23 protein-coding genes and 1 tRNA gene are annotated in these 22,363 nt (G+C 50.4%); 13 read left to right on the top strand and 11 right to left on the bottom strand.

The annotated features are described in order from the left end of the window. Positions 1-116: 116 nt before the first annotated feature. The 4 genes from AC3WT9_RS17700 (at position 117) to AC3WT9_RS17685 (ending at position 4,384) form a co-directional block, all read left to right on the top strand. Positions 117-656, top strand: a complete 540-nt coding sequence (locus AC3WT9_RS17700) for a peroxiredoxin (RefSeq protein WP_038587292.1) — start codon at positions 117-119, stop codon at positions 654-656. A 222-nt stretch (positions 657-878) separates the two neighbouring features. Continuing rightward, positions 879-1,286: a hypothetical protein gene (locus tag AC3WT9_RS17695; RefSeq protein WP_341090600.1), complete on the top strand. Its 408-nt coding sequence runs from the start codon at positions 879-881 to the stop codon at positions 1,284-1,286. A 339-nt stretch (positions 1,287-1,625) separates the two neighbouring features. Beyond that, positions 1,626-2,729, top strand: a complete 1,104-nt coding sequence (locus AC3WT9_RS17690) for an ATP-binding protein (RefSeq protein WP_341090601.1) — start codon at positions 1,626-1,628, stop codon at positions 2,727-2,729. Between the two features lie 149 nt (positions 2,730-2,878). After that, positions 2,879-4,384, top strand: a complete 1,506-nt coding sequence (locus tag AC3WT9_RS17685) for a leucyl aminopeptidase (RefSeq protein ID WP_341377639.1) — start codon at positions 2,879-2,881, stop codon at positions 4,382-4,384. A 90-nt stretch (positions 4,385-4,474) separates the two neighbouring features. Here AC3WT9_RS17685 and AC3WT9_RS17680 read toward each other — a convergent pair whose 3' ends face one another. The 4 genes from AC3WT9_RS17680 to AC3WT9_RS17665 all read right to left on the bottom strand — a co-directional run bounded on the left by AC3WT9_RS17680 (position 4,475) and on the right by AC3WT9_RS17665 (position 7,209). Then, entirely contained in the window at positions 4,475-4,621 is a 147-nt protein-coding gene (locus tag AC3WT9_RS17680; RefSeq protein WP_341090604.1) for a YbyB family protein, read from the bottom strand. A 110-nt stretch (positions 4,622-4,731) separates the two neighbouring features. Then, positions 4,732-4,914 (bottom strand): FeoB-associated Cys-rich membrane protein, encoded by a 183-nt coding sequence (locus AC3WT9_RS17675; protein WP_341090607.1) that lies wholly within the window; start codon positions 4,912-4,914, stop codon positions 4,732-4,734. 43 nt (positions 4,915-4,957) lie between these two features. Next, complete coding sequence (gene feoB / locus AC3WT9_RS17670) at positions 4,958-6,970, bottom strand: ferrous iron transport protein B (RefSeq protein WP_341090608.1); 2,013 nt, start codon at positions 6,968-6,970, stop codon at positions 4,958-4,960. Next, positions 6,967-7,209 carry a FeoA family protein gene (locus AC3WT9_RS17665; protein WP_038587302.1) on the bottom strand — a complete coding sequence of 81 codons (243 nt, stop codon included), beginning with the start codon at positions 7,207-7,209 and terminating at the stop codon, positions 6,967-6,969. The genes feoB and AC3WT9_RS17665 overlap by 4 nt, the downstream gene beginning before the upstream one ends. A 241-nt stretch (positions 7,210-7,450) precedes the next feature. Between AC3WT9_RS17665 and AC3WT9_RS17660 the strand changes: the two genes are divergently transcribed. The 3 genes from AC3WT9_RS17660 (at position 7,451) to AC3WT9_RS17650 (ending at position 10,865) form a co-directional block, all read left to right on the top strand. Then, positions 7,451-8,410 (top strand): aldolase catalytic domain-containing protein, encoded by a 960-nt coding sequence (locus AC3WT9_RS17660; protein ID WP_341090609.1) that lies wholly within the window; start codon positions 7,451-7,453, stop codon positions 8,408-8,410. Between the two features lie 181 nt (positions 8,411-8,591). Continuing rightward, a complete protein-coding gene (locus tag AC3WT9_RS17655) occupies positions 8,592-10,718 on the top strand; it encodes a putative bifunctional diguanylate cyclase/phosphodiesterase (protein ID WP_341090612.1) in 2,127 nt (708 codons plus the stop codon). Positions 10,719-10,791: 73 nt separating this feature from the next. Then, positions 10,792-10,865: transfer RNA gene (locus tag AC3WT9_RS17650), tRNA-Gly, on the top strand. A 165-nt stretch (positions 10,866-11,030) separates the two neighbouring features. On the opposite strand, the gene AC3WT9_RS17645 is transcribed toward AC3WT9_RS17650, so the two are convergent. Next, positions 11,031-12,386, bottom strand: a complete 1,356-nt coding sequence (locus AC3WT9_RS17645; protein WP_341377641.1) for a dipeptidase — start codon at positions 12,384-12,386, stop codon at positions 11,031-11,033. 157 nt (positions 12,387-12,543) lie between these two features. Next, on the bottom strand, positions 12,544-13,224 hold the full coding sequence (locus AC3WT9_RS17640; RefSeq protein ID WP_341377642.1) for an SDR family NAD(P)-dependent oxidoreductase: 681 nt from the start codon (positions 13,222-13,224) through the stop codon (positions 12,544-12,546). A 114-nt stretch (positions 13,225-13,338) separates the two neighbouring features. Here AC3WT9_RS17640 and AC3WT9_RS17635 point away from each other — a divergent pair, with 114 nt between their 5' ends. The 4 genes from AC3WT9_RS17635 (at position 13,339) to AC3WT9_RS17620 (ending at position 15,798) form a co-directional block, all read left to right on the top strand. After that, positions 13,339-13,794, top strand: coding sequence for a winged helix-turn-helix transcriptional regulator (locus tag AC3WT9_RS17635; RefSeq protein WP_341090743.1), 456 nt, complete (start codon positions 13,339-13,341; stop codon positions 13,792-13,794). Between the two features lie 43 nt (positions 13,795-13,837). Further along, positions 13,838-14,791 carry an RNA methyltransferase gene (locus AC3WT9_RS17630; RefSeq protein WP_341380333.1) on the top strand — a complete coding sequence of 318 codons (954 nt, stop codon included), beginning with the start codon at positions 13,838-13,840 and terminating at the stop codon, positions 14,789-14,791. Between the two features lie 34 nt (positions 14,792-14,825). Next, the gene (locus AC3WT9_RS17625; protein ID WP_341377643.1) at positions 14,826-15,443 is read left to right on the top strand and encodes an NUDIX hydrolase; all 618 of its coding nucleotides are present in this window, start codon (positions 14,826-14,828) and stop codon (positions 15,441-15,443) included. Between the two features lie 202 nt (positions 15,444-15,645). Further along, complete coding sequence (locus AC3WT9_RS17620) at positions 15,646-15,798, top strand: hypothetical protein (RefSeq protein WP_179091807.1); 153 nt, start codon at positions 15,646-15,648, stop codon at positions 15,796-15,798. Between the two features lie 204 nt (positions 15,799-16,002). On the opposite strand, the gene AC3WT9_RS17615 is transcribed toward AC3WT9_RS17620, so the two are convergent. The 3 genes from AC3WT9_RS17615 to AC3WT9_RS17605 form a co-directional block, all read right to left on the bottom strand. Continuing rightward, entirely contained in the window at positions 16,003-16,476 is a 474-nt protein-coding gene (locus tag AC3WT9_RS17615; RefSeq protein ID WP_341090747.1) for an ASCH domain-containing protein, read from the bottom strand. 34 nt (positions 16,477-16,510) lie between these two features. Beyond that, complete coding sequence (gene abc-f / locus AC3WT9_RS17610; protein WP_341377646.1) at positions 16,511-18,523, bottom strand: ribosomal protection-like ABC-F family protein; 2,013 nt, start codon at positions 18,521-18,523, stop codon at positions 16,511-16,513. A gap of 124 nt (positions 18,524-18,647) precedes the next feature. Next, a complete protein-coding gene (locus AC3WT9_RS17605; RefSeq protein WP_179091806.1) occupies positions 18,648-18,815 on the bottom strand; it encodes a hypothetical protein in 168 nt (55 codons plus the stop codon). A gap of 168 nt (positions 18,816-18,983) precedes the next feature. Between AC3WT9_RS17605 and AC3WT9_RS17600 the strand changes: the two genes are divergently transcribed. Continuing rightward, a complete protein-coding gene (locus AC3WT9_RS17600; protein WP_341090754.1) occupies positions 18,984-19,361 on the top strand; it encodes a PH domain-containing protein in 378 nt (125 codons plus the stop codon). A gap of 22 nt (positions 19,362-19,383) precedes the next feature. On the opposite strand, the gene chrA is transcribed toward AC3WT9_RS17600, so the two are convergent. Both chrA and chrB read right to left on the bottom strand, forming a co-directional pair. Then, complete coding sequence (gene chrA / locus AC3WT9_RS17595; protein ID WP_341090756.1) at positions 19,384-19,923, bottom strand: chromate efflux transporter ChrA; 540 nt, start codon at positions 19,921-19,923, stop codon at positions 19,384-19,386. Beyond that, positions 19,923-20,501 (bottom strand): chromate efflux transporter ChrB, encoded by a 579-nt coding sequence (chrB, locus tag AC3WT9_RS17590; RefSeq protein ID WP_341377647.1) that lies wholly within the window; start codon positions 20,499-20,501, stop codon positions 19,923-19,925. Before chrB ends, chrA begins: the two co-directional genes overlap by 1 nt. 224 nt (positions 20,502-20,725) lie before the next feature. Here chrB and ggt point away from each other — a divergent pair, with 224 nt between their 5' ends. Continuing rightward, the gene (gene ggt, locus AC3WT9_RS17585) at positions 20,726-22,303 is read left to right on the top strand and encodes a gamma-glutamyltransferase (protein WP_341380334.1); all 1,578 of its coding nucleotides are present in this window, start codon (positions 20,726-20,728) and stop codon (positions 22,301-22,303) included. Positions 22,304-22,363 lie beyond the last annotated feature (60 nt).

The following is a 22,363-nucleotide window of genomic DNA, read 5'->3' as shown; positions in this document are numbered from 1 at the left end:
TAGCAATAAGAAATTGACCAACCATCATAATTCAAGAAAAGCATATTGCGCCGGTTTCCTCGCGGAGCTGTCACAAGTGGTTGTTTTTCTTACATAATCAAAGGAGGATTTAAGCAATGGCAGAACGTTTGGTAGGTAAACCAGCCCCTGACTTCACTATGGAAACAGTAACGGGCGACGGTAAAGATTTTGGTAAGGTAAGCTTGTCCGACTATCGCGGCAAATGGCTTGTATTCTTCTTTTATCCGCTTGACTTCACTTTTGTGTGCCCGACAGAAATTACAGCATTGAGCGATGCTGCTGCTGATTTTGCAGCACTCGATACAGAAATTCTGGGTGTGAGCATCGACTCGATTCACAGCCACAAAGCATGGCTTACCACACCAAAAGATATGAATGGTCTTGGACAAGTCAACTTCCCGCTTGCTTCGGACATCACGAAGAAGGTTGCCAGTGACTATGGCGTCCTGATCGAAGAAGAAGGCGTGGCGCTTCGTGGACTGTTCATCATCGATCCTGAAGGCGAATTGAAATATCAAGTGGTTAACCACAATGATGTAGGCCGCAGCGTAGAAGAAACACTTCGTGTTCTGCAAGCCTTGCAATCCGGCGGACTGTGCGCTATGAACTGGAAACCAGGCGACAAGAACCTGTAAGCCTATGTCTTTAAGCGTTCTTTGATATACTAATGAGAACCTCCTTGCGGGAGCAATTCCCGGAAAGGGGGTTTTTTGCAACAAAGAGCCCTTATTTAACGGTATTTCGTTTTAAAACGGGCGCAGAGGTTAATATATAGCCTGAAGGAGAGGAATCTCTCCCCGCATCTTGTAATACAATAATACCAAATCAATGGAACTTACCAAGGAGGGTGAACAAGTATGAGCTTTTGCTGTGGAGCGAGTATGGTTGGAACTAAGGGAACCCTAAAACATTATCGCACGCAAGTCCATAATGTTCCCCTGCTTTTTTGTCCGGTATGCCACCGGGTAGAGGTACATTACAAAGTCGAAAATGAGTATGAGATTCTGGCAGAGTATGCTCATGGCGACGGGGTAACCGATGTTGATTTTCAAGACTATGTGATGGAAGACGAGGAAGCGATCTTCGAAAACGTCATTAATGTGGAGAGTGAAGATCCTCTCGCCATTGTGCAGAATCAGATCGATATGGCGCTTGACCTGCTGGCTGTTGCCAAGCAGATCGAAGATACCAAATGGGAACGTGAGCTTAAGAAGCGCCTGGCCGTAATGAGTCAGCGGCGCCATCGCTTGCAGCAGAAAGCTTAAGGTCATCAAGAATTCGATGGGATAGCCCTGGAATATTTCATTATGGAAGCCTTCGCGGCAGCGAGGGCTTTTTTTTGTACGGAAAAAGAGCGGAATTTTGTTTTGGAACGATATTTAATGTGTCTTAAGAATCATTTTAGAAATATTTTTAGGATTCGACAGTTTCTCCGATTGCGTTGTCTTCTTCTCTTGGATATGATTGGAATATAGTTGAAACGGTTGGATAATATAATACGATTTCCGAATGTTCTGGCGGCTTCGTCATATACTCAAATACATAGTAATTTGATGTCGCTTAAGCGTCTTCGTCAAATGCAGTAAAAGGGGGAACTTCGTATCGTGATAAGCCAATATCAAGAAAGCTTGCTTTTACCGGCAAGAACGTTTCAATCCGGATCAATGGACACTACATATGAGGATGTACTGGAGCACATTGACAGTGGGATTTTACTTTTTGATGAAGAGGGAGTTCTAACTTTTGTTAATAAACAAATGTATGGCATGCTTGAACTGAACCGCCATTCTCTATTGGGTTGCACGATGGCTCATCTGCTATCTCACATCCAGCTCAGCCGCTTTAAGAAGAAGCAGGTACTGCGGAGTTATCGGGAGATGGTGCAAAAGGGGAAGCAGAGCTATGAGTTCGTAGATGAATACGGCCGTTACTGGCGGGTTTCCTTATGCTGCGGAGAGCAAATGAAGGGCAGTTATTTGTTTACGTTCAAAGAAATCTCCGATTACAAGCTGATCGAGCAAACCGCTTACCAGAATGACAGCCTGGCTATGCTGGGCAAGCTGTCCGCTTCTATCGCCCATGAGATTCGTAATCCGCTCACTGCGATCCGCGGATTTATTCAATTGCTTCATCCTCACCTGCATCAATTAGGCAAAGAAGAATACGGCAGAATTATACTGGCTGAGATTGACCGAGCCAATGACATTATTCATGAATTTCTGACTTCTTCCAAACCTTCGGTCCCGCAGGTCAGCATGATTCCTGTATCGGCATTGCTTAAAGAGGTTGTCCTGCTAACAGAGAGTGAAGCCTTGATGAAAGGCTGCCAGATTAATCTCCACACGCTGCATGGCGATATGATCATCTCCGGTGATGTCAAGCAAATGAAGCAGGTGGTGCTGAATATGATTAGAAATGCAATGGAAGCGATTACAGAGCGAGACGATGACCAAATTGGAAAGATTGAGGTAGGGGCACGCCGGGAAGGGGCGGAGGTCCGTATCTTTATTTCCGACAACGGCAAAGGGATGGATATCTTAACACTGGACAGGTTGTTCAACCCTTTCTTTACGACGAAGGAAAACGGGACGGGGCTTGGGCTGTCCGTAAGTGACAGGATCATCAAGAATCATGGCGGCTGCATCTCTGTAAGCAGCAGAGTCAACGAGGGCACCCGGTTTGTCATTTCTTTGCCGCTTATTCAGTAAAAGGGTTCTGGGCGGATTTTTGGACAAAACTGAGTTATACTTAATAAGCGAAAGAGGCTGATTCCTGCATTGCACAGCTAAGTGCAGGAATCAGCCTTATCTGCGTTATTAGCGGATTATTAAAATGGAAGATGATTGGAGGAGTTCTATTGAATATTGAATGGAGCTGCGGCAGTTCAATAGCTGCCATAAAGGGCGATGTTCTTTGTTATATAGCCTCACAAACTGAAATTGAGGCGGGCAGTCTTGCAACGGAGTGGAAGGAGCGAATGGATCCGCTGGTCAAAGCCGGGCTTTTTACGGGCAAGCTGAACCAGACCTATACACTGCCTGCTGGGGAGGCATTTGAAATTCCTGTCATTCTGCTGGCGGGGAGCGGCAGCGGAGATTTCGACGCAGAGGAGATCAGGGTGCTGGCGGCCCAAGTATCCCGGGCTGCATTACGGCTGAAGGCGGCAACACTCGTGATCCAGTTACCTGCCGGCTTAAAGGTGAAAGAGCCGGAAATGACTGCTCAGGCGCTTACAGAGGGCTTTGTACTGGGGGCGTACCGGCGCAAACATTATAAGCAGGAGCAGCCTGCGTTTGCAGGGTTGACCTCCATTACATTCCATAGTGAGCTTAAGGTGGAAGAAGCTGAGGGGAATAGCTGGAGTCAGGGGATCGAGCGGGGGCTGGCCTTTGGCGAAGCAACCAATTTGGCCCGGGACCTAACTAACCTTCCCGGCAATCAGCTGACACCGTCTGCGCTTGCGGCCGCGGCGATTGATGTGGCTGAACGTTATGGATTTCCCGCTGAAGTGCTGGATGAACGGGAGATTGAACAGAAGGGAATGGGAGGCTTGCTTGCTGTCGGCAAAGGCAGCATTCATCCGCCGCGGATGATCGTCATTCGTTATCAGGGAACAAACGAGTGGAAGGACGTCGTGGGAATTGTCGGCAAGGGCATCACTTTCGATACCGGCGGCATTTCACTGAAGAGAGCACCAGGCATGGAAGAGATGATCAGCGACATGGGCGGTGCTGCAGCCGTGCTTGGGGTGACAGAGGCGCTGGGCAGGCTGCGCCCGAAGCTCAATGCCGTAATAGTTATTCCTTCTGCCGAAAATATGCCTTCAGCCAGTGCTTTTAAGCCAGGTGATGTTGTGACCTCTCTCAGTGGAAGAACCATTGAAGTGCTAAATACCGATGCCGAAGGCCGGATAGTACTGGGAGACGGACTCACCTATGCCCGGGAGTGGGGAGCGGAGCGGTTCATAGACGTAGCTACCCTCACAGGGGCTGTGCTGTCCATACTGGGGGATGTTGCTACAGGAGCCGTTACCAATGACCAGACCTTTATGCAGGAGCTCATGGAGGCTTCCAGGTTGTCCGGGGAGAAGATATGGCAGCTGCCGGTGTATCCCGAATTCCGTGAGATGCTGAAAAGCGAGGTCGCGGATGTCCGCAATGCTGCCGGGAGATTCGGGGGGGCTACAACAGCCGGATTATTTATCGGCGAGTTCGCTGAAGGACTGCCCTGGATTCACTTGGACATTGCCGGAACGGCATTCCTCTCCAGGGAGCGGGGGGTTAATCCGAAAGGTGCCACGGGTGTAATGGTCCGGACGTTGCTGGAATATCTGCTGGGAATAAGTCAGCAGCCCCATTCCTAGAGGATGATCACATCAAACAAAAGCCGTAAAGCTCCATCATCCGGAGCTTTACGGCTTTTCCAATGCTGATCCTTCATCCGGCAGAGTGGCCTATACGGTTCCGCTGGATTTTTTGGCTTTTACTTGAGAAGTAAAAGACTGTATGCCGTTCATGATCTTGTCGCGGGTATTTTTATTTTTCAGTAAATAGGCTGCTCCCAATGCTACCGTGGTAAATAACGTTTTTTTGGTGTTCATGGTTATTCCTCCTTGGGTATTGGTCTTCGTTGCAGTTGCTTATAACAAACATACCCGTATGGCGGGGAATTCAAACCCGTTTATTTCTTCCTATCCGTCCGTGCTGACGATTAAAGCTTGTTATTGGGTACTCCTCCACCGCAGGAGAACGGAGAGTCCAGGGATGCCGCCGAGCAGGTTTTCCCCTTGTCACAGCCAGCACAAGCCCCCTGTTTGCCCTTTTGAACATGCCGGTAAATCATCCAGCCGGAGTAACCAAACACAGCCGCTATAATTAAAATATTTATTATCATTGCCAAGCCCCGCTTTCATCAAGAAATCTGTTTGTTGCAGATTCTACGACCATCCCAATAAACGTCCGCCCTGGAAAATAACCAGAGATACAATATATGCCAGTACGAGGGAGTAGCTCATGGAGAAGAAGGTCCACTTCCAAGACGCCGTTTCCTTCTTAATAACCCCTACAGTTGCCAGACAAGGAATATACAACAGGATAAAGGCCATGAAGCTTATTGAGCTTAGCGGAGTAAAGACTTGGGAAATTTGTCCTTCCAGTCCAGCAGCATCCGGAGCATGATAAATGATGTTCATGGTAGATACTACGACCTCTTTGGCCAGGAATCCGGGTACAAGCGTTGAGCCTGCCTGCCAGGTCCCAAAGCCAAGCGGGGATAGCAGTGGTGCAATCATTCCCCCGAATTTCGCCAGGAAGCTATGATCCATTTCAACGTTGAATCCGCCGGGACCTGCGTAAGACATCAGCCAAATAATTACCGAGCCGGCGAGGATAATAGTTCCCGCCTTGCGCAGAAAGCCCTTGCCCTTCTCCCAGGTACTGCGGCCAAGCGCTTTGAGCTGCGGCATCCGGTAAGGAGGAAGTTCGATAATAAAGATAGACGATTCATTCTTAAACAGGTGTTTGGAGAACAGCTTACATAGGATTAGGGCAAACACGACACCCATGACATACATTGCCAGTACGGCCGTGGCTTGCTGGGCCGGAAAAAAGACCGCTGCAAACAGCAGGTATACCGGCAGTCTTGCTGAGCAGGACATGAGCGGCATCAGCAGTGTGGTCAGCATACGGTCTTTGGGCTGTTCAATACTGCGCGCAGCCATAATGGCAGGCACATTGCAGCCGAAGCCGATAATGAACGGGATGAAGGCTTTGCCGTTAAGACCCATCCGCTCCATCGTGCTGTCCATCAACAGGCAGACACGCGCCATGTAACCGGAGTCCTCGAGGAAGGAAATCATCAGGAACAGGATGAAGATCTGTGGAACGAAAACAACTACACCACCAACACCGCCGATAATACCGTCTACAATAAGCGCATGCGTGAAGCCGGAAGCTCCAATGGTTTGAAGCAGGGAAGTGGCGCCTTCACTGATCGGACCGGAAATCCATCCGTCTACAATATCCGATAAAGGTCCGCCTACCCAGTCAAAGGTTGTTTTGAACATCGCGTACATAAAGGCGATGAACAGAGGCAATCCCAAGAAACGGTGTGTCAAAATGGAGTCGAGTCTTTCTGTCAGATTATGCGGTTTCTGTGCTGTAGTATCCATCGCCGCCAGACATACGGCACGAATATGATCCATACGGATGGAACGAATCCATTGCGGAAGGGTCAATGCCAGCTTCTTGTTCTGTAGTTCGCTTTGACAGTTGTCACAAATCATCAACAGGCGGTCCGTATTTACACGTTTCTTGAGCAGTTCAAGGACGACAGGATTTTGTTCCATCAGCTGGAGCGCGACCCAGCGGCGGTTTGGTAAGCCCGGGGTATGCTGTAATTCCTGCTCAATCGAAGAAATGGTTGCTTCAGCCAATTCACCATAATCAAGTTTGAAGTTGACCGGGGGGATTGTCGTTCTTTTCTCCAGAACGCTGAGCACTTGTCCGCTTCCTTTGCCGGTTCTGGCAATCAGGGGCAGCACGGTAATGCCGAGACGCTCTTGCAATATTTCGTGATCTACAACAATGCCCCGTGCTTTGGCAACGTCGATCATATTCAGACCCAGCACAGTAGGTTTGCCGTATTCCAGTAATTGCAGGGTAAGCAGCAGGTTCCGTTCCAACTGGGAGGCATCCACAATATTGATCAGGGCCTCCGGCGATTCATCGATCAGGTATTGGGCAGCTACACCCTCATCCCGGGAGAGCGGATGCAGCGAATAGATTCCGGGCAGGTCGATCAGCTTTCCTGCGCCGTTTTTCAGGCTGCCGACCTTTTTCTCCACGGTTACACCGGCCCAGTTCCCTACATATTCATAGGAAGAAGTAAGTGTATTAAAAAGTGAGGTTTTCCCTGTATTGGGATTTCCCAAAAGTGCTATTGAACTCATGATACATTCACCTCAATGCGGGAGGCTTCCTTCCGCCGAATGGCAAACAGCTGGCCGTTGCACTCCAGAGTAACAGGCCCCCAGAAAGGCCCTTTTCCCTTGAGCCGGATATTAACGCCTTCGGATACCCCTAGATCAGCCAGACGGCGCCGTAATATGGGGTTCATTCCTTCTATTTTATGGATGGAGCCTGTAGAGCCCGGTTGTAAGCGCAGTAAGGAGCAGGATGTAGAAGCCATTTTCTATCCCTCCGAGAGAGACTGATAATCAATCTCATTCATTTTCTTGTACTGTAGCATTTCGTATAGAGATTTACTGTGATATATGTCATTGTTACGTTGTTGTGAAAAAGGATATGAAAGAAACCTGGAATTTTCTTTACAACTTCTTCTTCACTAAAGTATGATTGTACGATAATGATTGCATAGTAAGTCTATGCTGGCGGCAATAATGAAGGATATGTGGAAGGGAGAACAAATAGTGAAGAGTAATCAGAGTAAAATTGTAGATTGCACCATTCGTGACGGAGGACTGGTGAACAATTGGGATTTTAGTGTTGAATTTGTGCAGAATCTGTACGCCGGATTGAACGAGGCCGGTGTTGAGTATATGGAAATCGGATATAAAAATTCACCGAAGCTGCTTAAAGGAGCAGAGGGAGCAGGTCCGTGGCGTTTTCTGAACGATGATTTCCTGCGCAAGGTCATCCCGCAAAAGGGGAACACCAAACTTTCCGCGCTTGTAGATATCGGCCGCGTGGATGTTAATGATATTCTGCCGCGCAGTGAAAGCATGCTGGATCTCATCCGTGTAGCCTGCTATAGCAAGGATGTGGACAAGGCTTTGCAGCTGGTGCAGACCTTCCATGATCTTGGGTATGAGACAACGATCAATATTATGGCTTTGTCTAACGTGATGGAGAATGAGCTGCTGGAGGCATTTGAACAAATCCGCGAGAGCGTGGTTGACGTTGTATATATTGTGGATTCTTACGGCAGCCTGGATCATAATGATATTCATTATCTGGTGGAAAAGTTCAGAACGCATTTGCCGAATAAACGTTTGGGCGTACATACCCACAACAATCTTCAATTGGCCTTCTCCAATACGCTTATTGCATCCGAGAAGGGTGTAGAGCTGCTTGATGCCTCCTGTTACGGCATGGGCCGCGCCGCAGGCAACTGCCCGACCGAGCTGCTGGTTACCCATCTGAAAAATACAAAATATACGCTGCGGCCGGTTCTGGATGTCGTTGAGCGGTTGATGATTCCTCTGCGGGAGAAGGAAGAATGGGGATATATTATTCCTTACATGATCACCGGCACACTGGATGAGCATCCGCGCTCTGCAATGGCGCTGCGTTCTTCGGAAGACAAAGATAAGGCTGTAGAATTTTATGATAAGCTTACAACTCCTGAGGTGAACTTCGGAGATAAATAATCGGTATCCTGCAGAAGCACTGACCTCTATATCAGAGGAAGGTGCTTTTTTTGCTGTTTTTTCTTTTATAATAAAGAAACAAGAATGTAACTTTATGGGGTAGCCAAGCCGATATTTATACATAGGACTTAAATTTATCCGTATATTTATAAATAGATATCATTTCAGACGCGAGGGACTTATGAGACAAGAAGAGAGAAAGACCATTCAAGCGGCTATAGTAGGAGCTGTGCTGTTCCTTCTAATTCAAATTTTTCGTACACCGCTCAGTAATATTGAGAATCAGAATTGGCTTTCGGCCCTCTATCTTATGATCGGCTGTTGCAATATTGCTTTTGGTTTCGCAATTTTTGCTCAGGGCTGGCTGTTTTTCTCCGATAAATTATCCAAGGCAAGACTTTACACCTCTGCTTTATTTTTTGGAGTATGTATTTTTGATTTCTTACACACGTTAAGCTTTGCAGGTATTCCCGGGATTTCTTCGTACATTACTTCAGAACAATCGCTTTGGCTGCTCACCTTCTCCCGTTTGGCAAGTGCACTTGGAATCCTAGTTATTTTTAGCAGAGAGGATCAGCCGGTATCTGTTAGAGGCAAGAAGAAGGTCTTCAGTGTTGCTATTTTGCTGATTGTGCTTTCTTTGGGGGGACTAATCTTCAGCCACTCTATTGCTGCGGAACAGTGGGATTATTCATGGATAAACACTTTAAAGCATATCGTGGATATGGCTGTGCTTTTTGTTTATCTGCTTGGAGTAGCTATTATCGTGTACCCGGGCAAAATTGAAAAATCGGCGTCATTGCTCATAATTATCCGTGCGCTGATCTTCTTCGCCATGGGCCAGGTCTTTTTTATGAATCTGTTCAGTATCGGCGAAATGGACTATCTCTTTGGAATGCTAAGCAGCGGAGTAGCCTATTACCTTTTGCTTACCGGTGTCTACCGGTTGACGATTGAAGAGCCTTTTCATGAGAACCAACAGGCGGAAGCGCGGATTAATTATTTGGCGTATCATGATGAATTAACAGGACTGCCGAATAGAAGGTGTCTGATGCAGCACGCTGAAGAAATCGTTCATCGCGGCGAAAAAGACAAGACTCAAGGATTCTCAGCGTTCTTGATTATGAATATCAACCACTTTAAGAACATCAATGATTCACTTGGTCATTACGCTGGAGATCTGCTGCTGCAGCTGGTTGCAGAGCGCATAAGAAATGAAGTCAAGTCAAACGAAGAAATGTACAGCATGGGTGGCGATGAGTTCGCTTTTCTGATGACAGACCGCACCGGTGTGGAGAACTGTCTAGTCCGGGCGACTGAGCTTTTGCGGTTATTCGAAACACCGGTAAAGCTTGAGTCTGGAGAATATCACATTTCACTAAGTCTCGGAATGAGCATTTACCCTGGGGACGGGGACACTGCAGAAGAACTGATTCAGAATGCCGATACCGCTGTTCATAATGCCAAAGAACAGGGTGTAGAAATCCGCCGCTACACCCCGGCCATGCAAATGAAGGCCAAGGAACGCTTCAAGCTGGAGAATGATCTGCGCAGGGCACTGGAACGCAATGAGTTCTATCTCGTCTATCAGCCGCAGGTGCAGCTGGATACCGAAGAAATTGTCGGCATGGAAGCACTGCTGCGCTGGGAGCATCCCAAGCGTGGACTTGTGTCGCCAATCGATTTCATTCCGATTGCCGAAGAGAGCGGGCTGATTGTTCCAATCGGTGAATGGGTCCTTAGAACGGCCTGCCTCCAGAACAAACAGTGGCAGACAGCAGGGTACCGGCCGATATGTGTCTCGATCAACTTGTCCATGCGCCAGTTTCTTCAGCCGAACCTGGACGGCAAAATTGCTGCCATTTTGCAGGAGATCGGGCTTGATCCTTGTTATGTCGATCTGGAAATTACCGAAAGTATGACTCTGGACAAAGAAACCGCCTTTGATCAGCTTAACCGTCTGAAACGGCTGGGTGTGTTCATCAGCATAGATGATTTCGGGACAGGCTATAGTTCATTGCACTATCTGAAGAATATGCCAATCGACCGGCTTAAGATCGACCGTTCCTTTGTTTCAGAGGTTATGGAAGACAGCAACAACGCGGCGATTGTATCGACGATCACATCCATGGCGCATCATCTGAAGTTGAAGGTAACTGCTGAGGGTGTCGAGAACAAGGAGCAGCTGCAATTTTTACGCCAGCAGCATTGTCATGAAGCGCAAGGCTTCCTTTTCAGCAAGCCAATCAAGGCGGCCGAATTTGAACAGGCTTTCCTCACACCCTTAATCCCATCACCGTCTTCGTAGAAATTCTGTGAGCCGATAGGGTTGCATTTTATTCATAGGAATGATACAATACTTTTTGTCTTCACTTTGCATTGCGGGTGTAGTTCAATGGTAGAACTTCAGCCTTCCAAGCTGATAGCGTGGGTTCGATTCCCATCACCCGCTCCATACACTTAACTTCGAAATCCTTGTTATGCAAGGGTTTTTTATTTTGCACAGCGGGTTGGGATTGTTCTACTTAATGTGAATCAGAGAAAAAGGCCGGGCTTCCCTCAATAACGGGAAATCCGGCCTTTTTAGATATTCAACTCTCGGCGGAGAATGGCTTCTTGTTTAAACTGTCTTCAGGAACTCAACAATCGTAAGCAGTCCCTTATCGAAATTCTCTAGATTGAAATGTTCATCCGGAGCGTGCAGGTTTTCATCATCCAGTCCAAAGCCCATCAGAACAACCGGTGCTTGGAGGATACGCGAGAAACTTTCCATGATTGGAATGGATCCGCCGTCTTTGGTGAAGAGTGCACGAGTGCCGTATACCTTGCCAAAAGCGTCTGCCGCAGTCTGCAGAATCGGATTCGACGGGTCGATGTTGAAGGCGCGCGCTTTTTCCATTTGTTTCACATGCAGTTTCGCTCCGGCTTGGATATTCGCTTTCAGATGAGCTTCAACAACATCCAGAATATGCTGCGGATCCTGGTCGCCGACAAGGCGGCAGGTGATCTTGGCATGGGCTTCCTTAGGGATGACCGTCTTGCTGCCTTCACCCTGGAAACCGCCGTAAACCCCATTAAGTTCAAGGGTTGGACGGGCGCCGACACGCTCTACAAAACTGTATCCCTCTTCGCCGTACAGCTGTTCAAGGCCGAGGGCTTCTCTGATCTTCTCTTCATTCACACCCTGTTTGGCGAACTCCTCACGCAGCAGAGGAGAAAGCTCAGGGACGCCATCGTAAAAACCATCGACGGCAACACGGCCGTTGCCATCATGCAGCGAGCTCACCAGGGAAACGAGTGCATGCAGCGCATTTGGCACACCGCCGCCGTAGGAGCCGGAATGCAGGTCTGTCAATGCGGTGTTTACGCTGACTTCGAGTGAGCACAATCCGCGCAGCCCGGTGCAGATGGCAGGGCGTCCGCGTTCCAGCAGGGCTGTATCCGAGACAAGCACGGCATCTGCAGCCAGTTTGTCCTTGCTTGCTTCCAGGAATGGCGGCAGATTCACGCTGCCGATTTCTTCCTCGCCTTCAATACACAGCTTGATATTGACCGGCAAGGTGCCTTCCTGCTTAAGAATGGCTTCGATTGCTTTGATATGCATAAAGACCTGACCCTTATCATCTGTTGCTCCGCGTGCGTACAGCTTGCCGTCACGGATTTCCGGTTCAAACGGAGGGGTAGTCCACAAATGAAGCGGATCAACCGGCTGGACATCATAGTGGCCGTATACCAGAATGGTCGGCTTGCCCGGCGCGTGAAGATAATCGGCATAGATTACTGGATGGCCCGCTGTGGGATGGATTTCGATATTCTCCAGCCCGGCGCGCTTCAGTGTATCCATCAGCCAATGTGCGGCTGAATTGACGTCTTCCTTGTGTACGGACAGGGCGGAAATGCTGGGGATGGCCAGCCATTCCTTCAATTCGGCAAGCTGAGCTTCACGCTCAGTTTGAAAATAAGTTTCATAAGACATAGTGATATGTACCTCCTTGGAGTTCGCTGCGCAAAACAGGCAGTACAAGCCCTGAGTCTAGAGCTCAGGGCAACGCACCGCCGTCATGGTTTGGCAGTGTAATGCTTCCATTATACTGGAGAACTCACTATGGATCAAAATGGATTGGTGAAATGGCTTACCAGATAATTGTGGCCGGAGTGACACCTTGCGGGAAGGTATCCTCGGCTTGTGACTTGCTGGTGTATAAATCATACCATGCATCAGCGATAAGACCCGGGTCTGTAGCTGTACCTGGCTTAATGAATACACCCAGCGCTAAGTGAGCGACATAAATCCCTTGAGGAGCAAGGTCGGTGTGCAGGTTGTTGGCATAGTTGCGCAGCCCGCTTAGCGCAATACCGATATTGCCCATCATCGGTATGGGATAGAGGGAAGAGAGGCCGGTTGTGAACAGGATAGCCCCGTCTTTTTTGGCCAGCATTTCCGGCAAGACCTGCTCCACACTGCGGATAGCGCCTACTACCAGTGCCTGGAACGCATCAAGTGCATTTTCTTCCGTAACCTGTGATGCCGGAGTCGGCGGATAATTGCCGCTGGTTGGACTGAATTCCAGCACGTCGATGAAGCCATACTTTTTTTTGATCCCCTGGAAAGCGGCAGTTAATTGTTCTTTATTGTAAAGATCAGCAGGGAAGGCGGCCGCTTCGATGCCCAGCCCCTTTAATTCGTCCACCAGATGATTTAACTTGTCCGCATTGCGGGAAATTAAAGCGACTTGAAAGCCGTTTGTACCAAATTTCTTGGCAATGGAGAGTCCGAGTCCCGGACCGGCCCCTACGATAGCGATTGTTTTCACTTAATATCAGTTCCCTTCCGGTTGTTGATTACTAACAGTAACCATGATAAACTTAGTTGGCTTGTGCAGCAAGAAGGCACTATTATATGCTCAAGTTACATGGAGGTAACCATAATGGATCGATTATTGACTCAGCAAGACGGTCAGCTGCCGATGCTTGAGGACTGCAGCTTAGCCCGGCAGATTCTGGACCGGGTTGGAGATAAGTGGAGTGTGCTGATTATCGTGAATTTAGGTGTGGAATCTTTGCGGTTCAAGGAGCTGCAGCGGCGCTCAGGCGGAATTTCGCAGCGTATGCTTACCCAAACGCTCCGCCATCTGGAGCGGGACGGAATCGTCTGGCGCAAAGCGACGCCTACCGTGCCTCTGACCGTTGAATATGGTCTTACAGCATTGGGCGAGTCCTTGCTGGAACCGCTGACCGCCCTTGTTGAATGGGTTAACGGAAAGCGTGAAGAAATCGCCGGGGCAAGGATCAGCTATGACAACGGGCATTCCGGTGCCGATACAGCAGAAAATCTAAATGAAACAGAAGCCCCGCCAGCAGCGGGAGCGATAGGAGCGGAATAACGTGTCATTGAATTCTTATACAGATCTGAAAGAAGAAGGAAACATGCCTAATAAGGGCGGGAATCCCGCGTATATCTATACTTATGCATGCTCGGAGGACGAGACTTCTTTATGCGCAATGGAGCTGCGCTGCCTGTTTGGCCGGGAGATCCCGCCTGCCATTTTTGCAAGTGAGATTGAAGCGGATGTCAGCCGCAGCCCTTTTATTAAGGAACGGATTGACGTGATCTACGGGGGGGACAGCCTGCAGGAAATTTATAAGCAGACCGAGCAGGTGGAGTTGAACGGTAAAACCTTCAAGGTGATTTTTGTGAAGACCAATGATTTGTCCCCTGCAGATAAAATAGAGTATGATGAACGCAGAATTATTGAGCGGGAAATCGGCTTGCGGATAGAGGGAGAAGCGGATGTGAACCATCCGCAGCTTGTATTTGGTATAGTAACGCTGGGCGGCCGCTGGTACTTCGGGGCTTATCACAAGAACAAGGCAACCTGGTTCCGGCAAATGAAAAAACCGCGCAGCTATTCCATTGCGCTCAGCACAAGAGTGGCCCGTGCGGCTGTCAATATGGCGGTCCCAAATCCGGCAGGAGTCAAAGTCATTGATCCTTGCTGCGGCATCGGGACAGTAATGGTAGAGGCGCTGTCGATGGGTATCAATATCGTTGGCCGTGATATCAATCCCTTTATTGCGGCGGGAGCGCGGACGAATATTGCCCATTTCGGCTTCGAGGCTGAAGTGGCGCTGGGAGATATTGCAGACATTGAGGAACATTATGACACAGCCATCGTGGACATGCCTTACAATCTATATTCCAGCATTACCCCTGAGGAACAGTATGCCATACTGGTGAACGCCCGCCGGATTGCAGACAGGGTTGTCATCGTGGCTATCGAAGCGATGGATGAGATGATAGAGACAGCAGGATTTGAAATTATCGACCGCTGTGTTGCTAAAAAGGGGATGTTCTCCCGTCATTTAATGCTATGCCAATAATCCTTTTCGATATGTTAATGGAGGCGATAAAACTATGGAACCGAAGTGGTTAACTTGGGTGAAGGAGATTCAGGGAATTGCCCAGACAGGTCTTACCTACGCCAAAGACGTGTACGACATCGAACGTTATGAAGCACTGCGTGAGCTGAGCGTGGACATTCTGGCGAATTATACGTTTGAAAGCAAGGAGCGGATCCGGCTCTCTTTTGCGGGTGAAGGCGGGTACAGCACACCGAAGGTAGATGTGCGCGGCGTTATTTTCCGTGAGAGGAAAATTCTGCTGGTCCGCGAGAAGCTGGACGGCAATTGGGCGCTTCCCGGCGGCTGGGCCGATATTGGATTGTCTCCGAGCGAGGTAGTCGTCAAGGAAATTTCCGAGGAATCGGGTTTTCAGGCGGAAGCAGTCCGTCTGCTGGCCGTGCTGGATAAGAAATTCCATAATCATCCCCCGGAGCCTTATCATGTCTACAAAATGTTTATCCTGTGCACGATTGTCGGCGGGGAGGCAGCGGAAGGCGTGGAGACCAGCGAGGTGGATTTTTTCGCTGAGGATGAGCTGCCTGAGCTGTCTGTGGAGCGGAATACGGCGGAGCAGCTGCGAACCATGTTTCAATTCTTGCACGATCCGCAGAAGCCGGTAATTTTGGACTAGTTAATTGCATATAATGTACGAAATAGATAAAATATAAGTTTTAATTGAGACAAAAATTGGTTAATATTAATTATGTAAGCCTTTCCATAGAGTGACCGCTGAGCCTTTGTATCTAAAAAATATTTGGAAACACAACTTTTTGGGTCAGGCGGTCTACATTTTTTCCTCTACTGTGTCGATAAGAAATTTAGGAGGGGATCGCATGGAACAAGAAGAGTTAAGACTTCCGCTAACGCAGGAGAATGCAACACGTCCTGCAGAAGGTAATATTGCCACCGGACTGGTCTGGGGCATTCTGATTAGCATTCCTTTATGGATCTCGGTGGTTGGCTGGATCATGGGGATCTGGCACTAAACCTTAATCCTAAGGATTCTACTTACACTAATTGTAACTATACAATGAAGGCTGTCTCTTCGTTATGAGGAAGCGGCCTTTTTTAATGGATCATAACTTATTTCAACTTCGGGACGATACAAGGGTGTATACATAAGCAATGAACAAAAAACGGCTGTGCCTCCTTAACATAAGGAAGCCCAGCCATTTTTGGAAATATAAGAATTACTGGGGCTGTCTGATATCGACAATCTGAAAATTCTCGCAGACCACCTTCATCTGAAGATCGAAGGGTTTGCCATAGGCTTTGCGTTCCCTCGTAAAATACAGCTCATGATTGTAGCGCCATGATTCCAGGCTGCGGTCATCCTCGCCTTCGGAATAGGCAAACTCCGCAGTTACCTCGTCAAAAGGAATGACTTCTACCTTTATAGTTTCGATGATTGCCCGCGGTTCGCCGCTGGCATCCAGAAGGATGGAGTGGCCATGGGCAAAGGGCTGAGTGAGTCCCCGGATTTCGTTCAAATCATAATCGGAGGCGGTTCCCGTCTTAATTCCTTTCAGCACCAGCTCAAGCAACTCGTTGGCAAGCCGGGGATTGTCGCCAAAGGACCACGCGCTGTCATACAGTTCTGCAGCTTCGGGATGGGCTTTAATATAAGTATTCCAATAGGCCTCCACGGCCGGAGTGTCTGTCATGGTTATCACCTTTGCTTTCTCTATGTTTAAAATGTTATTGGTGTGTCTCTGCTTCGCTCAACCAGAACGCATAGAGGTCATCCAGCTTCTCCTGTGCGGCATCTCTAGTATGCTGAAGCTCAGCCAGTTTTCCCGCATCACTGGCGATAACGGGATTCAGCATCTCAGCATCAATAAGGCCTAATTGCGCCTCTGCTGCGGCTATTTCCTGCTCCCAGGAGATACCGGAGCGCTGCTTGCGGGAATCGGTGGACCGTTCAGGTTTGGACCCAGTTTTTGCCGGGAGGCCAAATTGTGAACCCGCAGCCTCAGCTATTTCAGCAGGGACTTTGGATTTGGGCAATGTATCCGGCTTCGCCACTTGTTTGCAGCCTTGGCCGCTCATTTCGGTTTGCAGCCTTGCAGCGGCAGCCTTCTCAGCCTGCTTTTCCTTATAATATTCGTAATTTCCGGAGAAGGAGGTGAAGCGGCCTTGATCAATCGCCCAGAGCTTGCCGAAGCAGCGGTTGATGAAATAACGGTCATGGGAAACCGCCAGCACCGTGCCGGGAAATTCCTCCAGCGCTTCTTCCAGTGCTTCTCGGGAATCAATATCCAGATGGTTGGTCGGCTCATCCAGAATGAGCAGATTTGGACGGCGGTGCATCAGTATCGCGAAACGCAGCCGTGTCCATTCGCCTCCTGAGAGATTGGTGATGTCCTTGAACACATCGCTGCCGTAGAAGAGGAACCGGGCAAGCTGCCCGCGGGCTTCGCCTTCCTCAAGTCCGGCCTCCTCCCGGAAATAGCGCAGCACCGATTGTCCGCCGCCCTCCGGCACTGCCTCCTGGGCAAGATAACCAATGACAGCTCTTGATCCAAGGGTGCAGCTTCCGCTATCCGGGGACTCCTGGCCGAGTATCATCCGCAGCAGCGTACTCTTGCCCGCGCCATTGCCGCCGATCAGTGCGGTAGTCTCGCCATATCGCAGGATATCACTGGCCTCTGAGAACAGCCTGCGGTTACCGTAACCTTTGGTGATCCGGTCGAGGATGACGACCTGGTTGCCGGTCCGGTCATCCTGCTGCAGCTGCAAATCCATCGATTTGCGCTCCAAAATTGGGCGTTTGACCTTGACCATCCGGTCCAGCGCCTTCTGCATGGAGGCCGCCCGGCGGTGGAAGGAAGGGTTCGGCGGATTGGAACGGTTGCCCCATTCAATCAGCCGTTTGATGCTCTCCTGCATCTGCTTGATTTTCTTCTGCTGTTCCTGGTAATCGGCGAACTGCTGAAGCAGACGGGCTTCTTTCTCCACTTGGTATCCGCTGTAATTCGTGTGATACGTGATGGCTTCGCCATCTTCAATCTCGATGACCTTCTTCACTACGGCATCCAGGAAATAGCGGTCATGAGAGATTGCAAGGACTGTGCCGTCATAAGTCTGGAGGAACTGCTCCAGCCATTCTATGGCCTCCATATCCAGATGGTTGGTCGGCTCATCCAGCAGCAGGATATCGGGACGGCGCAGCAGCAGCTCGGCGAGGCCGACCTTTGTCTTCTCCCCGCCGGAGAGGGAAGCGAACCGGCGGTCGTATTGCCCGGTTCCGATTCCAAGGCCTGCCGCTACACGCTGGATTGAGGCTTCAATCTCATAACCTCCGGCTGCTTCGAACTTCTCCTGCAGACTGCCGTATTCCTTGAGCAGCCTGTTCCAGTCCTGTTCGTCCGTTCCGGCGTTCAGTCCGGACATTTTCTGCTCCAGTTCCCGCAGGCGCTGCTGCCACTCCAGGGGTTTCGCGAAGCTGCGCTGGAGCACGGCATACACCGTCTCGTCGCCGTCCGCTTCCTGGATCTGTGAGAGCAGGCCAATGATGCTGTTTCTGCGGATGGAGATTTGCCCTTGATCGGGGCGTTCTTCACTGCTCAGCAGACGGAAGAGGGTGGTTTTGCCGCAGCCGTTGCGGCCGATCAGGCCAATTTTCTCACCTTGGCGGATATCGAAGGTGATATCGCTCAGCACAAGCTGGGCACCGTGGTATTTTTGGACGTTTTGACATGAAATGATCATAGGTATTCTCCTTTTAAGAATGCCCTGTCTCCGCTGTCTTTCAAAGGGGATGCCTCCAGGAGGACACCATGGAACAAAAAAAAGACCGCAGGGAAATTTCCCCGCGGCCTGGTTGTTCTCCGGTTTATGAGATCCGTTGAAGTGTAGGCAGGAAAGGCATTTCACAATTGTGTAGTGTTATTAAATTCTTGTAAATGGACAGACTTCTCCCGTTGTCGGCATTTACATGAACGATGCCAGCCATAGCGATAGGCAGCCGGCTAATAACACTGTTGGTCCAATTGCGATCCATTCCTCTACACCTCCTTCGATACAAATTTAACAGTAGTTTACCTAATATCCGCAATAATAGCAATAGAAAAAAAGCGGAATGAACCACAGCATATAATTGGAATTGCACAATAGGATGTTATATGGCTGAGGCAGCTCACCAAATCAGCAACAGGAAAGAGGAACAGTGATGGCGCTTTTTAATGGACTGCTGGGCAATGCAACGCAGGTTGATCTGGCGGCAGTGCAGCGTGAATACGCGCGGATTTTGACCCCCCATGAAAAAATTGAGCGGGCCTACAGGCTGATCAGGGATATGTTCATTTTTACCGACAGGCGGCTGATTCTCGTTGACAAGCAGGGGATCACCGGCAAAAAAACGCAATATCACTCCATTCCCTACCAAAACATCTCCCATTATTCGGTGGAGACGGCGGGGCACTTTGATCTGGATGCAGAGCTGTGTCTTTATGTATCCGGCAGCTCACTGCCGCTGAAGAAGACATTCAATAAATCTGTCAATATCTATGAGGTTCAGTCGGTGCTTTCGCAGTACATTTTGAAATAGGAGGTCCTTGCGGCAGACGCCGCTAGACCTTATACCGGAGTACCAGCCCTCCATAAGCAAAAGCGGCAAGAATCACGAGTGCGGGATGCAGCTTCAGCCGCTTCATAGCCCAAAAGGCAATTGCGGCAATGATCAGCGTCTGCCAGATGCCGATAAGGTCCGCCGGACCTCTGGCCATTTTGAAAGTCAGGACGGCCATCATTATGGCAATCACCGGCTGTACAAGCAAGGTCATTCCTTTAACGACGGGTGAATGCTTGTATTTCTGCATCACGCCGAGCAGGATGATCAGTGCGGCAGCGGAGGGCAGAACCGTAGCAGCGAGAGCAGCGCTCAGTCCCAACCAGCCATAGACGTCATAGCCGACGTAAGCGGCGATTTTGGTCGCAATCGGTCCGGGCAGGGCGTTGCCGAGCGCCAGCATATTGGAGAATTCTTCATCGTTCAGCCAGCCGTAATGCGGCACGATCTCTTCGTACATCAGCGGAATGGAGGAGGGGCCGCCGCCGTAGCCCAGCAGATTGGCCATAAAAAAGCCGTAAATCAGTTTGAGCCATTCCATCAGGCGGTTCCTCCTTTATTTTTCTTTGCCAGTATCCGGTAATGAACCGTTCCATAGCCAAGAAAAAGTACGATCACGATGGCAGGATGCAGGTGAAGCCCCTCAAGCAGTACCAGTGCCAGCAGCAGGAAAGCAGCCCCGATCCATTTCCCCAATCCTTTGAACGTTTTTTGCGCGAACTCGTAAGCCATCATTCCCAGCATCACTGCAATCACGGGAGAGACAGCAGCAATCATGCCTGCCACTACCTTGGAGCCGTTTAAATAATTCACCGCGGATAACAGGGCAATCATCGCAATACAGCTAGGCAGAATATGCACCAGTACGGAAAGTAGCGCACCTTTTACCCCTTTAAGCTTGTAGCCGAGATATGCCGCCATCTTGGTGGCGATGGGCCCGGGCAAGGCATTTGCGATGGCCAGCGTCTCCCCGAATTCATCATCACTCAGCCAGGAATAGCGGGTTACGGCATCATGCCGGATCAGTGGAATTACGGAGGGGCCCCCGCCATAGCCGAGAATTCCCGTCCTGAACATCGCGGCGGCTATCTGTACATATTCGTTACTGATGGATTTCACGGGATTCCTCCTCCGGGATAAACAGACTTTAGCTTTTTTGTGCCCATTCTATATCAATTTGTATGACTGCAACTACAGGATAGGGTGTATTTCGATAAATCTTTGTGCACCGTTCACAAAATAATGCCGGGGAATTTGAGTTTGTGCGTAACCGATTGACAGGGGTTTTTGATCTGCTGTTAAATGGCACTAACTTGATTGACATGGGAATGGAGCTGGGAGTCATGACAATAGGGCCGGTAATCGGTACGAAAACGATGGTGGTCAGTCCCCATTATCTGGCCTCTGCCGCCGGAGCGCGTATTCTGGAGCGCGGCGGCAATGCCTTTGACGCTGCGGTAGCGGTCAGCGCCACGCTCGCGGTGGTCTATCCGCATATGACGGGCCTTGGCGGCGATGCTTTTTGGTTGACCTACAGCGCCGGTGAAGGGCGCGTCCGGGCCTACAACGGCAGCGGACGATCCGGCTACGGCGTCCGCAGAGACTGCTATGCCGGGGAAAGTGCCATTCCCCGGCGGGGTGTGCGCAGCGCCATTACGGTGCCCGGAATGGCGGACAGCTGGGAGGCGGTCCAGCGCCAGTATGGCCGCCTGACCCTGGCGGAGGTGCTGGAGCCGGGAATCGGCTACGCCACCGGTGGGTTTCCGCTGTCGCCGGATCAACACGGCAACAGCATACTGGCGGGAGCCGCGCTGTCCCCCTGCGCGGCGGCGGTGTATCTGCCCGGCGGCAAGGTTCCGAGGGCCGGCGGGAAGTTTGTACAGAAGCAGCTGGCCCGGACGCTGCGGACGCTGGCGGCGGGAGGGCGTGATGCTTTTTACAAGGGCGGGATTGCAGAGGAGATAAGCAAGGATATGCTGGCTTCCGGAGGATATCTCACCCGTGATGATTTTGCCGACCATCAGGGCAATTGGGTGGAGCCGATCTCCACGGATTACCATGGGCATCAGGTATATCAGGTGCCCCCGAATTCGCAGGGCTTCACTGCGCTGATGGCGCTGAACATATTGGAGCGGTTTAATCTCGCAGAGATTGAGCATGGGTCTTTCGAGTACTATCATCTGCTGGTTGAAGCGCTGAAGCTGAGCTTTAGGGACCGGGATCAGGTGCTGACTGATCCTGAATTCCGCTCTATTCCGCTGGAGCGGCTATTGGATAAGCAGTATGCCGTGGAGCTGGCCGATTCCATTTCGCTCCGCCGGGCGGCTGCGCTTGGCGGCGAGCCGGTTGGCCGGGATACGGCTTATGCCGCTGTAGTTGACGGGGAGGGGAACGCCGTCTCGTTTATCCAAAGCCTGTATTTTGAATTCGGCTCGGGAACGGTCGCCGGGGATACAGGGATTCTGCTGCAGAATAGAGGCTCCTTCTTCTCGCTGGACCCTTCGCATGTCAATACGCTTGAACCGCATAAGCGCACTTTCCACACGCTGATGCCAGCCATGGCCTGCCAAGCCGGCAAGCCGGCCATTCTCTACGGCACGCAAGGCGGGGAGGGGCAACCGCAGACGCAGAGTCTGCTGCTGACACGGATGCTGCAGTATGGCATGAATCCGCAGGAGGCGGTGAATGCGCCGCGGTTCGTCTGGGGCAGGACCTGGGGGGAACCGACCCAGGAACTGAAGGTGGAGAAGCGGGTAGCTCCGCAAGTGCTCGAAGAGCTGGCCAGGGCCGGTCATCTGGTCCGCCAAGCCGCAGACTATGATGGAATCATGGGGCATGCCCATGCGATTGCCATGGATGGCAACGGCTACCGCAGCGGCGGCACTGATCCGCGCTGCGACGGAGCAGCCATCGGCTGGTAGAGCTGGCAACAAGTAAGAGTAAAGAAGGAAGCTCCCCGGACTGTCCGGGAGAAGGAGGAG

The organism is Paenibacillus sp. EB106-06-01-XG199, from assembly GCF_058791575.1.
The sequence above is the reverse complement of the archived record's forward strand: the minus strand, read 5'-3'. Positions and strand labels throughout refer to the sequence as shown.